General features: G+C 67.3%; 15 protein-coding genes. 6 read left to right on the plus strand and 9 right to left on the minus strand.

What is annotated here, in order from left to right; genetic code table 11:
• Positions 1–3 precede the first annotated feature (3 nt).
• From MC380_RS14270 to MC380_RS14280, 3 genes are read right to left on the minus strand one after another with little or no spacing between them, the layout of a single operon-like run.
• Entirely contained in the window at positions 4–270 is a 267-nt protein-coding gene (locus MC380_RS14270; RefSeq protein WP_242165543.1) for an acylphosphatase, read from the minus strand.
• The gene (locus tag MC380_RS14275) at positions 267–845 is read right to left on the minus strand and encodes a TlpA disulfide reductase family protein (protein ID WP_343223586.1); all 579 of its coding nucleotides are present in this window, start codon (positions 843–845) and stop codon (positions 267–269) included. Before MC380_RS14275 ends, MC380_RS14270 begins: the two co-directional genes overlap by 4 nt.
• Complete coding sequence (locus MC380_RS14280) at positions 842–2,119, minus strand: YihY family inner membrane protein (protein ID WP_242104722.1); 1,278 nt, start codon at positions 2,117–2,119, stop codon at positions 842–844. Before MC380_RS14280 ends, MC380_RS14275 begins: the two co-directional genes overlap by 4 nt.
• Before the next feature lie 108 nt (positions 2,120–2,227).
• Between MC380_RS14280 and wrbA the strand changes: the two genes are divergently transcribed.
• The 3 genes from wrbA to MC380_RS14295 all read left to right on the plus strand — a co-directional run bounded on the left by wrbA (position 2,228) and on the right by MC380_RS14295 (position 3,700).
• The gene (gene wrbA, locus MC380_RS14285) at positions 2,228–2,821 is read left to right on the plus strand and encodes an NAD(P)H:quinone oxidoreductase (RefSeq protein ID WP_242165545.1); all 594 of its coding nucleotides are present in this window, start codon (positions 2,228–2,230) and stop codon (positions 2,819–2,821) included.
• Entirely contained in the window at positions 2,818–3,150 is a 333-nt protein-coding gene (locus MC380_RS14290; RefSeq protein ID WP_242165546.1) for a DUF2069 domain-containing protein, read from the plus strand. Before wrbA ends, MC380_RS14290 begins: the two co-directional genes overlap by 4 nt.
• A 61-nt stretch (positions 3,151–3,211) precedes the next feature.
• Positions 3,212–3,700, plus strand: a complete 489-nt coding sequence (locus MC380_RS14295; protein WP_242104719.1) for an asparaginase domain-containing protein — start codon at positions 3,212–3,214, stop codon at positions 3,698–3,700.
• 14 nt (positions 3,701–3,714) lie between these two features.
• Here MC380_RS14295 and MC380_RS14300 read toward each other — a convergent pair whose 3' ends face one another.
• The 3 genes from MC380_RS14300 to sufT form a co-directional block, all read right to left on the minus strand.
• A complete protein-coding gene (locus MC380_RS14300) occupies positions 3,715–5,082 on the minus strand; it encodes a M20/M25/M40 family metallo-hydrolase (RefSeq protein WP_242165548.1) in 1,368 nt (455 codons plus the stop codon).
• A 161-nt stretch (positions 5,083–5,243) separates the two neighbouring features.
• The gene (locus MC380_RS14305) at positions 5,244–7,556 is read right to left on the minus strand and encodes a S8 family serine peptidase (RefSeq protein WP_242165550.1); all 2,313 of its coding nucleotides are present in this window, start codon (positions 7,554–7,556) and stop codon (positions 5,244–5,246) included.
• Between the two features lie 262 nt (positions 7,557–7,818).
• Positions 7,819–8,376: a putative Fe-S cluster assembly protein SufT gene (sufT, locus tag MC380_RS14310; RefSeq protein WP_242104716.1), complete on the minus strand. Its 558-nt coding sequence runs from the start codon at positions 8,374–8,376 to the stop codon at positions 7,819–7,821.
• Positions 8,377–8,508: 132 nt separating this feature from the next.
• Here sufT and MC380_RS14315 point away from each other — a divergent pair, with 132 nt between their 5' ends.
• Entirely contained in the window at positions 8,509–8,937 is a 429-nt protein-coding gene (locus MC380_RS14315) for a hypothetical protein (protein ID WP_242104715.1), read from the plus strand.
• A gap of 10 nt (positions 8,938–8,947) precedes the next feature.
• On the opposite strand, the gene MC380_RS14320 is transcribed toward MC380_RS14315, so the two are convergent.
• Positions 8,948–10,378, minus strand: coding sequence for a PLP-dependent aminotransferase family protein (locus MC380_RS14320; RefSeq protein ID WP_242104714.1), 1,431 nt, complete (start codon positions 10,376–10,378; stop codon positions 8,948–8,950).
• Positions 10,379–10,682: 304 nt separating this feature from the next.
• Here MC380_RS14320 and MC380_RS14325 point away from each other — a divergent pair, with 304 nt between their 5' ends.
• Positions 10,683–11,147: a DUF1440 domain-containing protein gene (locus tag MC380_RS14325; RefSeq protein WP_242104713.1), complete on the plus strand. Its 465-nt coding sequence runs from the start codon at positions 10,683–10,685 to the stop codon at positions 11,145–11,147.
• Between the two features lies 1 nt (position 11,148).
• Complete coding sequence (locus tag MC380_RS14330; protein WP_242104712.1) at positions 11,149–11,649, plus strand: cytochrome P460 family protein; 501 nt, start codon at positions 11,149–11,151, stop codon at positions 11,647–11,649.
• 71 nt (positions 11,650–11,720) lie between these two features.
• Here the strand turns inward: MC380_RS14330 and MC380_RS14335 are convergent, their stop codons facing one another.
• Entirely contained in the window at positions 11,721–13,112 is a 1,392-nt protein-coding gene (locus tag MC380_RS14335) for an NAD(P)(+) transhydrogenase (Re/Si-specific) subunit beta (RefSeq protein ID WP_242165552.1), read from the minus strand.
• On the minus strand, positions 13,109–13,423 hold the full coding sequence (locus MC380_RS14340) for an NAD(P) transhydrogenase subunit alpha (protein ID WP_242104710.1): 315 nt from the start codon (positions 13,421–13,423) through the stop codon (positions 13,109–13,111). The genes MC380_RS14335 and MC380_RS14340 overlap by 4 nt, the downstream gene beginning before the upstream one ends.
• Positions 13,424–13,492 lie beyond the last annotated feature (69 nt).

The raw sequence follows: 13,492 nt of genomic DNA on the forward strand, positions 1-13,492 counted from the left end.
CGCTCAACGCACCTCGAATCCGTCCCGGACATCGCCGTCGAACGCGGCGCGCTCGACCCGGGTCACGCGCGCGTTCGGCGGCCCGGTCCGGAGCCAGGCTTCAAGCCGGTCGAGCGCCTGGGCGTCGCCGGCGGCGATCACTTCGACATCGCCGTCGTCGAGATTCCTGGCATGACCGCGCAAGCCAAGGCGCAGCGCCTGCTCGCGCGTGCTGGCGCGGAAAAACACGCCCTGCACCCTGCCGCCGACCAGGAACCGCGCAGCGTTCATGCGGCCGTTTTCGGCCCGCCCGCCGCGGCGATGGCCGCTTCCACATCCTTGGCCGTGACCGGGCCGAGGAACTGTTTGGCGATGGTGCCGTCGGGCCCGATCAGATAGGTCATGGGCAGGCCGCGCGGCGTGGCGAAATCCCTGGGAGGTTCGTAGACGTCGACGATCGCGATCGGATAGACCACCGGATGCTGCTTGAGGAATTCCCGCAGATCGGCCGGCTCGATGTCCTCGTAGGCAAGGCCGATCACCTCGATGTGTTCGCGCATGGCATCGAGCGCCGACAGCTCGGGCATTTCCTTCAGGCAAGGCGAGCACCACGTCGCCCAGAAGTTCACCACTACCCATTTGCCGCGGCGGCTGGCCAGGTCGAAGGTCGAGCCGTCCAGCGTGGCGATGCTCAGCGCTGGCACTTTCGACCCGGGCACGGTCGGACCCTGTCCGGATTTCGGTTGCGAAGCTTCAGGCGAGCCCGGCTCCGCAGCCGTTGCGGGCGTCTGCGATGCCGGGTCCGCGGCGGGTTTGCAGGCGGCAAGGAGCAGGCCCAGGCAGGCGAGGATGGCGATGCGCTTCATGTGTGTTCCCGCGGATTGGATTCGAACAAAGTGGACACGCGCCGCTTGAGCAGGTCGCGCAGCGGAACACGCAGGTGGTCGAGCGCATCGGCCGCTGCGATGCCGAGCGAATCGTCGCGACACGGCAGGTGGGCTTCGCTGATGGGGATGCGCAGCCGGCAGGCTTCGTACAGCTCGGCCAGGGTGACATCGTGCAGATCGCGTGCCAGCAGCCATTCGCCGGTTTCGGCGCGGCTGACCAGGTTGATCTCGTCGAGCTGCCCGAGGATTTGCTGGACCAGCGCGTCGGTGAGCATGGGTTCGTGCAGCTGGATCTCGTCGCTGTGCAGTCCCCTGCCCTGCTGCCGCGCCTGCGCGAAACGGCCGAGCATGCGCAGCAGTCCGTACATTTCGTAACCCAATGGCAGGCGCATCGCGGCCGGCTGGTAGCGGAACGCGGACATCGAGGATGCGAACGAAGCGCCCAGCAATACCGACACCCAGCCCATGTAGATCCACAGCATCATGATCGGCACGACCGCGAGCGGCCCGTAGATGGCCTGGTAGTTGCCGAAGCGTCCGAAATAGAAGCCCATACCCTGCTTCACCAGCTCGAACAGCACCACCGACAGCACGCCGCCGGCGATCGCATGCCGCCACTTCACCGTGCGGTGCGGCACCACCTTGAAGATCAATGCGAAGCACAGCAGCTCGATCGCCATTGGCGCCAGGCGCAGCATCAGCCCTTCGAGCAGCCGGCCGGGCGCGGTCTCGAAGATCGCCAGGGCGAAGAACTGGGTCGACAGCGCCAGACTGCTGGCCGCGACCAGCGCACCCAGGGTCAGCACGGTCCAATAGACCAGGAAACGTCCGAATTTGGGCCGCGCCGTGGGCACCCGCCAGATGCGATTGAACGTGGTCTCGACGCTGGTGAGCGTGATCAGCACCGATACGACGAGGGCGATCGCGCCCGCCGCCGTGAGTTTGCCCGTATTGCTGGAGAGGTCGCGCAGGTAGCCTTGCACGGCGCTGGCCGAGTTCGGCACGAAGTTGGAGAAGACGTATTCGCTCAGCTGGCCGCTCCACTTGTCGAACACCGGGAACGCCGAGAGCGCGCCGAACACCACCATCGACAAGGGCACCAGTGCGAACAGGGTGGTGAACGACAAGGCACCGGCCGCCTCGAACAGACGATCGTCCAGGAAGCGCCGCCACAGGAAACGGAAAAAGGTGCTGGCGCGCGCGCGGTCGCGCATGCGGTCGCTCCAGCGGTTCCAGGATTCCAGCGGCTCCATGGGTCAAGGGTATAGCAAGGCCGGTTCCGTATCGCGTGCACACATGCGCGCGCGGCGCGCGCTCCTCGTCCAACCCGACACGCTAAGCTTGAGTGGACGGAGGAACATATGCCCGACATCCTGATCCTGTATTACAGCCGCGGCGGCTCCGTGGCCGCGCTTGCACGCCAGATGGCGCGTGGCGTGGGCGAGGTCGAAGGCGCCGTCGCCCGGCTGCGCACGGTGCCGCCGGTCACCGCGGTGACGCAGCCGGCCGCGCCACCGGTGCCGGAGACGGGCGCGCCCTACGTGCAGGCCAGCGACCTGGTCGAATGCGCGGCGCTGGCGATCGGCAGCCCGACCCGTTTCGGCAACATGGCCGCACCGCTGAAACACTTCATCGACGGGCTGGGCAGCGAATGGGCCAGCGGCACCCTGGTGGGCAAGGCTGCGGCGGTGTTCACCTCCACCGCCACCCTGCACGGTGGTCAGGAATCCACACTGCTGTCGATGATGGTGCCGCTGCTGCACCACGGCTGCGTGCTGGTCGGCATTCCTTATACCGAGCCGCTGTTGAGCTCGACAAGGAGTGGCGGCACGCCTTACGGCGCCAGCCATGTCTCCGGCATGCAGGACGATCCGGAGCCGAGCGCCGACGAAGCGCAGCTGGCGCGCGCGCTCGGCCGCCGGCTGGCGACGATCGCGCTCAAACTGTCGGCATGAAAACGCGTGTCCTGCTGCAATGCACGCTGCTCGCCCTTGCGGCGCTGTATGCGGCATGGTTCGCCCGGTCAGGCGACTGGATCGCTTTCGCGGTCTTTGCCGGGCCTGCGCTCCTGCTGGTGGGGCTCGGTGCGATCAGCCCGCGCGCGGCCGCGTTCTGGGCCGGAGTGCTGGCGCTGGCGTGGTTCTCGCACGGCGTGATGGTGGGCTGGAGCCGGCCGGAAGAACGCGGCTTCGCCTGGGCCGAGATCGCGCTATCGCTGCTGGCGATCGGCGCGGCCAATTTCGCCGCCCTGCGCGCGCGCTTCGGCAAGCGTGCCGGCCGCTGAGGCACGGACTGTCCGCAGCGCCGTCCTATAATCGCGACTTCCCGCAACGGGCCGGATCGAGATGGAAGAACTCCTCGTCGTCACTACTGGCGGCACCATCGACAAGGTGTATTTCGACGACAAGTCGGACTACCAGGTGGGCGAGCCGCAGATCGGCCGCATCCTGGAGGAACTCGGCGTCGCCTTCCGCTTCAGCGTGATCCCGATCATCCGCAAGGACTCGTTGCACATCACCCAGGCCGATCGCGAGCTGCTGCGCGACGCCATCGCCGCGCAACCGGCCCGCCATGTGCTGGTCACGCACGGCACCGACACCATGGTCGAAACCGCAAAGGTGCTGGCAGGCGTGTCCGGCAAGACCATCGTCATCACCGGCGCGCTCAATCCGGCGGGTTTCCGCGGTTCGGATGCGGAGTTCAACATCGGCACCGCGGTGGGCGCCGTGCAATCGCTTCCGGCGGGCGTGTACATCGCCATGAACGGACGCATCTGGGACCCGCTCAAGGTGCGCAAGAACGTAACCGCGAACCGGTTCGAAGCGGCCGGCTGACTCGCCGCGTCCGCTCAACGCACGCGCTGCGGCGGCTGCGGCCCGCCCGTCCGCGTCACCCTGGACTTGGCCGTCTCGCCCAGGAATGCCAATGAGAACTGCGCGAACTTGACGCTGTGCTGCGCCGAGTCGCCCATGCTGGCGAGCGTGTCGGACGTGGTGTGGATGTACGGATACCAGCCGTTGAGATCCCCGGCCTCGAACATCATCGCCGCCGGATAGCCGGCATTGGTCCACGAGGCATGATCCGAACAGGCATACCCGCACGTGATCGTGCCGTGCGTATACCCACGCGGGGCCAGATAGGCGTCGAACAGCTGGAGGAAGAAGCTCTTCAGCGCGGTGTTGGAATAATCCGTCATCAGCCGCATGTCCCGCACCGGCCCGGACTTGTAGTTGGTCATGTCCACCTGCAGCACAGCGACCACGTTCGCGCCGCTCGCGCGGTAGGCCTGGGCGATGGCATTGGAGCCGCGCAGGCCCACTTCCTCTGCGGCGTAGCCCATGAACTTGACGGTGCGCCGTGGCCGCCATCCGCTCGCCAGGGCGACGCGCAGGGTCTCGGTCAGGACCGCGATGCCGGATGCATCGTCGTCGGCACCCGGCGCGAGCTGGGAAAGACTGCCGCCCGCGCTGGCATTGATCGAGTCCAGGTGCGCGCCCAGCACCACCACTTCGTCGCGCAGGCTGGTGCCCTGGATTGTGAGGATGACCGAGGGCTGCGTGGAGCAGCTCGCGCACGCCGTGAATAGCTCGATGCTCACGTCGCCACGCCCGGCAGCGATGGCGCGCCAATGGTCGTGGATCCAGAGCGCCGACGAACGGCCGGTGACGCTGGCGTAGTACCGGTTCTGGAAGCCCGACAGGCTGCGGATAGTGTCCTTGATCCGCGCTTCCTGGACCTGGGGCAGCCAGCGCTCCACCGTGCGCTGGTTGTCGAGCGTGTACGTTGCCATGGTCGCAGCGATCGCCTGCGCGGAGCGCTCGGTGCGCATGAACGCTTCCGCCTTGGCGCGCGTGTCGAAAGCAAAGTAACCACCGCACCGCCGCTCCTGACGATGTACGAATTCGGTCACCGCATGCAGCTGGCGCGCATCGGCCTCGGAGACGACCAGCTCGGCGCCAGTCGCGTCGCGGCGTGCAGCCAAGGCCCGGACCTGGCCGCGAAGTCCATTGGCAGTCGCGCGCGAACTGACCAGATACACCTTGCCGGTGGTTTCATGCGCAGCGAGCCCAGGCACGAGACCGGTCGATTTCGCGGCCGGGGCCGGCGCCCCGACGGTCAGATCGGCGTCCTCCGGGAGGGCTGTGCTGAGCACATCCGCCGAATCCTGCGAGGCCGGGGTGCATGCCGCCGCAAACAGGGCGAGCGTGGCGAACATTGCGTCCTTCCATCGCATGGCATACCCCCACAGGCCGGCCGGACGCACACGCTAGCACCATCGCGGCACCGGGTCGCGACGGTGCCCGGCGTGTACCGTCTCCCGCAAACAAAGACCCCGGCACTTGGCCGGGGTCGGTGACGCACACGCCTTGCAGTGGCTCAGAAGGTGATGCTCCAGCTGTCGATCCTGCCGGTGTCCTGGTTGGCATTGTCGTTCACCCGCAACTTCCAGGTGCCGTTCAATGCCTCGCCCGACAGGTTCACCGTGTAGGTCGTGTTGATGTTGTCGGTGCTGGTGCCGGTGCGGTTGTGCAGCACATAGACCGAACCATCCGGAGCCACCAGGTCGACCTTCAGGTCGCCGATGTAGGTATGCACGATGTTGACGGCCACGGGCGTGGTGCTCGACCCGTTGCCGCTGCGACCGGATACCGCGATCGGGCTTTCCACCGTGCTGTTGTCGGCGATCGTGAAATCGGTCCCGTTGGTGTAGGTCTGGGACCCGCCACCGCCGCCAGCCGAATAGCTGCCCACCAGGGTCACGCCAGAGAACGCCGAGTAACCGCGGACCATGACGTGATAGGTGCCCGTCTGCGGCGCCGAGAAAGTGCAGGTTTCGGCATTCCCCGACAGGTACGGGCGGCAGTTGTACGCGGTGGTGGTCGGTGCCGATCCGAACCGCACGTACAGGTCCGCATCGCCCGTGCCGCCGCTGGTCTTGATCACCAGGTTGCTGGACCCGGCCGGCACGTTGATTGTCCAGAACTGCTGGCTTCCAGTCGCACCGGAGATGCCGGTCACCGGCACGCCGTTCTGCAGCACGCTGCCGCCGCCGCTGCCGACCGTGACCTGCGAGGACTTGGTGTTGGTGGCGCCGTCATCGTCGGTCACAGTCAGGGTGACGGTATAGGTGCCCGCCGCGGCGTAGGTCTTGCTCGGGTTGGTGGCGGTCGAGCTGGTGCCATCGCCGAAGTTCCAGCTGCGCGAGGCGATCGAGCCGTCGCTGTCGCTGGAGGTGTCGGTGAACGACACGGTCAGGCCGCTGACCGATGAGGTGAAGTTCGCCACCGGTGCGACGTTGCCGCCGCCACCGCCCGCCGCGTCGACCGCGGCCTTGGCCTGGAGGATGCCGGTGCCGATCGGCTGCGACGGCGTCGACGGGAACGCACGCGCGGTGTTCTTGATGATCGTCTCGACCTCGGCCGGCGTCTTCGGGGTCGCCGAGACCGACTGGATGAGCGCGATCACACCGGCCACGTGCGGCGTCGCCATCGAGGTGCCGCTGTAAGAGGCGTAGCTCTCGGCGCCAGGTCCCGCGGTCCCGCTGTTGAGCGTCGACAGGATGCTCGAACCCGGCGCGGCGACGTCGACGATTGCGCCGTAGTTGGAGAAGCTCGAGCGCGCGCCGGTGCTGGTCACCGAACCGACCGCGATCACGTTGTTGCAGTTGGCCGGTGAGAAACCGCTGGTGTTGGCATTGCTGTTGCCCGCGGCGATGGCCAGGGTGGTGCCGCGGCCGACCGCACCGTTGATCGCCGACTGCATGGCGCTGCCGCAGGTGCCCTGGCCGCCCAGGCTGAGGTTGATCGCCTCGGCGGGATTGGCATTGGCGGGAACCCCGCTGACGCTGCCGCCCGAGGCCCAGATGACGGCATCGGCGATGTCGGAGTCGTAGCCGCCGCCCTTGCCCAGCACGCGCACCGGCACGACCTTGGCGCTGAAGGCCATGCCGGCCACGCCCTTGCTGTTGTTGGTCACGGCCGCGACCGTGCCTGCCACGTGGGTGCCGTGCCAGCTGGACGGATAACCGCCGTAGGCATCGCCCGGGTCGCTTGGATCCGAATCGCGTCCATTGCCATCGGCGGCCACCGCGGTATCGATGATGAAGTCGTAGCCGGGCAGGATGTTCGCGTTGAGGTCGCTGTGGTTGGTGATGCCGGTATCGAGCACCGCAACGACCGAACCTGCCCCGCTGGTCACGTCCCAGGCCTGGGTGGCGTAGGTGCCGCCGGCACCGGTGCCGAAGCCGAACTGCTCACCGAAGCGGGTGTCGTTGGGGGTGAACACCGGCTTGTTGAGCTTGTCGATCTCGACGTATTCGACATTGGGGTTGGCGGCGATCTGGCGCATCAGCGCTTCGGCCTCGACCCGGTCGAGCTTGCGGTCGGCCCTGACCACATCCGCGCCCACGGCCATGCGCCGCAGATAGCCCACGCCCAGCGCCCTGCCTTGTGTCGCCGCGACGGCACGGCCCGCGCTCTTGAGGCTCGCGGCCGCCGCGCCCGGATTGGCGCGCTCGGCGGTGCCTTCGCGATACTTGACGATGAACCGGTCGAACTGCGTGGCGTTGGCCAGGCCGCCCAGATTGATGCGCTCTCCCCCATGGGCCGAGGCGAACGACGTGGCGATGACGATTGCGGTTGCTGCGGCGAGCGCGTGCACGCGAAGACCGCGGGACTGTTCCTTGGACATCCTTGATAACCCCCGAACATTGAGTAAGCCGCGAGTCGCGGCAACAACCCGTCCACAGGTCGGAGTCGCCGATGGCGTCCGCCCTGGTCCGGGTCAGGGAAGCGCGGACGCAGGTGACGCTCTACGTCCACAACCTGACGCTAAGGGACAATGGAAGCTGAACGCAAGCTGCCGGGCCGCAAAACAGCGGGCTGATTGGTGAGCCACGTCACAAAACGGAACCGAAACCGTTTTCAAGTGAAACCGAGTGTCGCTTCCTCGGTTACAGCATTCCTGTTTCCAGGCGCGCGGCCTCGGACATCATCGAGCGGTTCCAGGGCGGATCGAACACCAGCTCGACATCCGCTTCGGCCACGGTCGGGATCATTTCCAGCTTGCTGCGGACATCGTCGACCAGGATGTCTCCCATGCCGCAGCCCGGCGCGGTCAGGGTCATGCGCACGTCCACCCGACGCTGGCCGGAATGCTCCGGATGCGGGGTGACGTCGGCTTCGTACACCAGCCCGAGATCGACCACATTGATCGGGATTTCCGGATCGAAGCAGGTGCGCAGCTGCTTCCACACCAGGGTTTCCACGTCCTCGTCACTGGCACCTTGTGGCAACTCGATTGCCGCCGGCGGCTCCTTGCCGATGGCGTCCGCATCGCGACCTGCGATGCGGAACAGATTGCCTTCGACGAAGACCGTATAGCTGCCGCCCAGAGCCTGGGTGATGTAACCGATGCTGCCGGCGGGCAGGGTCACGACTTCCCCCTGCGGCACCATCACGGCGCTGCAGTCGCGGTCGAAGCGGACGGGTTCGCTGGTGCGGGAGTACATGCAGGAAAGATGGAGCCGTCGGCGCGGCGCGCAAGGCCGCGCATTGTAGGCTGCGCACCCCGCCCGCCGCGACGGGGCAAAGACCGGGGCGCGACGCGTTGGCGAACGCACCGGTATCCTGTGCGGCCTGCGATGTCCGCCACCACGATGCCAGCTCCGTCCAACTCCCTGTCGCGCACCTTCGCGCTAGGCCTACTGTTGCTCGGCAGTGGCGGCGCGGCGGCCGCCTGGGCGCTGCTGGCGCTGTCGCTGGACCGGCAATGCGGCTGGATGGCGTTGATCGCCGCCGTGGACGCCGCCTGGCTGCTGCGGCTGGGGCGCATGCCGCGCGGTGCGACGCGCGCGCTCCTGGCGGGGGCCGGCACGGCCCTGGCGATCGGGCTGGCCAATTGGTGGATCGCCGGTGCGCAGATCGGGCAAATGGTCGGCCTGCTGCCCTGGGATGCGATTCCGCGCCTGGGCTGGTCGCATGCCTGGACCCTGTTCTCGCTGGCCAATCAGGGCACTGAGCTCGCCTGGTATGGATTGGCGCTGGCGGTGGCCGTCTGGACGGGCCGCTGAACCGCGCGCTTCAGCGCGTTGCCAGACAGCTGCCAAGCAATCGGGTGGCTTCGCGGATCTCGCCCACACCAAGTCCGCCGTAGCCCAGCAGCAATGCCTGCCGCTCGGGCGCGCGCAGGTAGTACGGCGCGATCGGATACAGGCCCAGGCCGACGGCGCGCGCGCGCTCGACCAGCGCCTCGCAGGCCGTGGCGTCGAAGCCGCGCAACCACGCAACCAGATGCATGCCGGCATGCGAGTCGAGCACTTCCACGTGTTCGCCGCCATGTTCGCGCAGGCCCTGCACCAGGGCCGTGCGCCGCGCGCGCAGGGTTTTCGCGGCCCGGCGCAGGTGGCGCTCGAAACCACCGCTGTCGATGAAGTGCGCCAGCGCCAGTTGTTCGATCGCCGCACAGCCGGCATCCGCCAGCCATTTCGCGGTCCGGAACGCGCGCACCAGCGCCCGCGGCAGGACCATGTAGCCCAAGCGCAGCGAGGGAAACAATGTCTTGGAGAACGTGCCGACATAGAGCGTGCGGTCGTGCGCGTCGAGCGAGCGCAGCGCGGCCAGTGGTGCGCCGCCATAGCGGAATTCGCCGTCGTAATCGTCCTCCAGGATCCAGGCGTCATGCACCTGCGCATGACGCAGCAGCGCGAGCCGCCGCGGCAGCGACATCACCACTCCCAGCGGGAACTGGTGCGATGGCGTCACGCAGACCATGCGCGCCACCGGCTGCTGCGGCAGCGCGTCGCAGACCAGGCCTTCCTCGTCCACGGGAACGCCGTCGACGTGCAGGCCATGCGCCTGGAAGATGCGCGAGGCAGCCCGGTAGTGCGGATCCTCGATCGCGACATGCTCGCCTGGATCGAGCAGGACCTGTGCGCTCAGGGCGAAGGCTTCCTGGGTGCCGGACACGATCAGCACGTCGTCCGGCGAGGCCTGCAGACCGCGGCGGCGCATGAGATAGCCGCAGACCGCCTCGCGCAGCGCCGGCAGCCCCTGCGCGTTGGGATAGTCCATCGGTGCGTAGGCGGCGGCGCGCGCCAGTTCGCGCCGCCAGGCACTGGTCAGCGCCGGATTCACCAGCGGCAGGCCGTACTGCAGGTTGTAGCGCAGGCCGCGATGCTCGCCCCCCGGCATGCGCCCCCTGTGCGCCTCCAGGCTGCGCAACGCGAACGCCGAAAGGCGGGCGGGCGCTGCTTCGAGCGGGGCCGGCGGGATCCGCGGTTCGACCGCGGCGACGTAGCTGCCCGATCCCGTCTTTCCTAGCAGGAAGCCCTCGGCCTCCAGCTCCTCGTAGCTGGCCAGGACGGTATTGCGCGACAACCGCAGTTCGGCCGCCAGGCTGCGGCTGGACGGAAGTCGCTCACCGGTGCGCAGGCGTCCTTCCAGGATCGCAGCCTTCAGCGCCCGGGTCAGCTGCCCATGCAGAGGCCCTTGGTCGTCCAGCCTGAGGAACATGATTGGCACCTTCGAAGCGGATCAAACCGGAGCTATGCACAGCCAATTTCGCGTCCTAGGCTGTCCACGTCAATCCCGGATCGCCCATGCGCCTGAAACGGAATCGGAACTCCCCGCACATGGGCGGATCACAGCCGACCGCGCATGCGCGTCCACTGCACGATGCGCGCGCCTCCATCAGCGCTTTTGCCTGCCGACGCCAGCAGCTCCCCGGCTGCGGCGATCTCCCCCTCCCGCACCGAAGGCGTCGCAGGCCTTTCTCTTCTCTCTCCTATGCGTGCCCGGACGGGCGAGGATGCCGCGCATGAACCGCAGACCGGCCTGGGCCTGGATCGCACTGGGGGGATTGGTCATTGGCACACTCGACCTGCTGTTCGCGTGGGGCTTCTGGGTGACCAGGGGCGCGACCTTCATCGGCATCCTGCAGTCGATCGCCGCCGGGTGGTACGGCAAGGCCAGCCACTCGATGGGCGCAACCAGCGCGTGGGTCGGGGCGCTTTCGCATTACGTCATCGCGATCGCCTTCGTCGCCGCGTACTGGCTCGCGGCGCAGCGCCTGCCTGCGCTGCTGAAGCGGCCGGTCCTGTTCGGCGCGGGATACGGATTGCTGCTCTACCTGATCATGAACTTCATCGTGTTGCCCCTGTCCGCGGCAGGCATGCCCAGGTTCGACAACGTGCCGTGGGTGGTCAGCAGCATCCTGGCGCATCTGGTCTTCGGCATGCTGTCTGCGCTGGTCGCGGTACGCGCATCCGGAAGGCAATCCTGACTTGCGCGGAATCCTCGTCACGATCGCGATCGGTTGCTGCATAGCGGCCGTGTCCGGTAACGCGCTGGTTCTCGCCGAAGCGGGCCGCATTCCGTTTCCGAGCGGCTATCGCGACTGGACGCATGTGAAAAGCGGACTGATCGATGATCCCGCGCATCCGGCCTTCGCGCGTTATGGCGGCTTGCATCACATCTATGCCAACCCCAAGGCCATGACCGGCTACCGCACCGGCAATTTTCCCGACGGGGCGATCCTGGTGTATGACCTGCATACCCTGGTTCCGCTGCCCGATGGCAGCATCGACCAGGGCGAGCGCCGGCATCTGGATGTCATGGTCAAGGACAGCGCCCGCTTCGCCGAAACCCGCGGCTGGGGATACGAGGAATTTTTGGCCAGCGCCCCGCAAACGCCAACCCTGACGCCCAAGGCACGGGCGGGCTGTGCCGCCTGCCATGCAGCACGCAGGGCACATGGCGATGTATTCAGCGAGTACCGGGAATGATCCGCACTTCCCGCAACGCAGCACTCACCACACCTTAATGATCGTCGCAGGCAGTCCCGCGTGGCGATGGCTCAGTGCCCGCTGTCGAGCGCCTTGAGCTCGCTCACCAGCGCGCTGGCCATCTCCGCACCGTCGCCGTACAGCATCCGGGTGTTGTCGGCATAGAACAGGGCGTTCTCGATCCCGGCGAAGCCGGTGCCCTTGCCGCGCTTGATGACGATGGTGTTCTTGGAGTTCACCACGTCCAGGATCGGCATGCCGTAGATCGGCGACGCCGGATCGGTTTTGGCGACGGGATTGACGACATCGTTCGCGCCGATGACCAAAGAGACGTCGGTATTGGGGAACTCCGGATTGATGTCGTCCATGTCCGCGATCAGATCGTACGGGACACCTGCCTCGGCTAGCAGCACGTTCATGTGCCCGGGCATGCGTCCGGCCACGGGGTGGATCGCGAACTTCACCTTCACTCCGCGCTCGATCAGGCGCTGAGTCAGCTCCCAGATCTTGTGCTGGGCCTGGGCCACGGCCATGCCGTAGCCGGGCACGATCACCACGCGCTCGGCGAACGCCATCATCGCGGCGACGTCGGCCGCTTCGATCGGCTTTTGCGACCCCGAGATCTCCGCCGCGCTCTGCCCGCCGCCACCGAAGTTGGAGAACAGCACCGATTTGATCGAGCGGTTCATGGCCTTGGCCATCAGCCGGGTCAGCAGGATGCCGGCGGCGCCGACCATCATGCCGGCGATGATCAGCGCCTCGTTGCCGAGCACATAGCCCTCGAACGCCACCGCCAGGCCGGTCAAGGCGTTGTACAGCGAAATCACCACCGGCATGTCGGCGCCGCCGATCGGCAGGGTCATCAGCACGCCCAGCAGCAGCGCCGCGGCGAAGAACGCGATGATCACCGGCACGCCCAGGCTGTGGATCGCCAGTGCGCCCAGCACCACCGCCACGATGGCCACCATGGCGTTGAACCACTGCTGGCCCGGGAAGGTGTAGCGCTTGTCCATGCGCCCGTCGAGCTTGGCCCAGGCGATGATCGAGCCGGTGAGCGACACCGCACCGATCAGCGCGCCGATCACCGCCAGCGCCAGCGTGACCAGACTGGGTGCGCCACCCACGGCGGAATACTTGAACAGCTCCACCGCGCCGATCGCCGCCGCGGATCCGCCGCCCATGCCGTTGAACAGCGCCACCATCTGCGGCATGTCGGTGATCGCGACCTTCTTGCCCCAGACCCAGGCCACCGCGGTGCCGATCGCGGTCGCTGCCACGATCAGGCCGATGTTGTGCAGGCCTGGCAGGAAGAAGGTGGCGAAGGTCGCGATCAGCATGCCCGCCCCCGCCCACTGGATGCCGCTGCGGGCGGTCCGTGGCGAAGCCATGCGCTGCAGGCCGAGCAGGAACAGGGTTGCGGCGACCAGGTAGCTCGCCTTGATCAGCAACGGAAGCCAGCTCATGCCTTCGGCTCCGCCGGCTTGGAAGCTGGCGCCTTGGACGACTTGAACATCTCCAGCATCCGCTCGGTCACCACGTAGCCACCGGCGGCATTGCCCGCGCCCAGCAGCACCGCCACGAATCCGATCGCCTTCTCGAGCGTGGTGTCGGCATGCCCCAGCACCAGCATGGCGCCGATCAGCACGATGCCATGGATGAAGTTGGAGCCCGACATCAGCGGGGTGTGCAGGATCACCGGCACCCGGGAAATGATCACGTGGCCGGCGATGGCCGCCAGCATGAAGATGTACAGCGCCACGAAGCCGTCGCCCATGCCCACCACTCCTTCGAACCGTCCGCATCATAACCGGGCGTGAACCAGGCGCGAGCGGCGTCAACCACC

It is taken from the genome of Lysobacter sp. M15, assembly GCF_022662515.1.
GTDB lineage: Bacteria > Pseudomonadota > Gammaproteobacteria > Xanthomonadales > Xanthomonadaceae > JAKPBU01.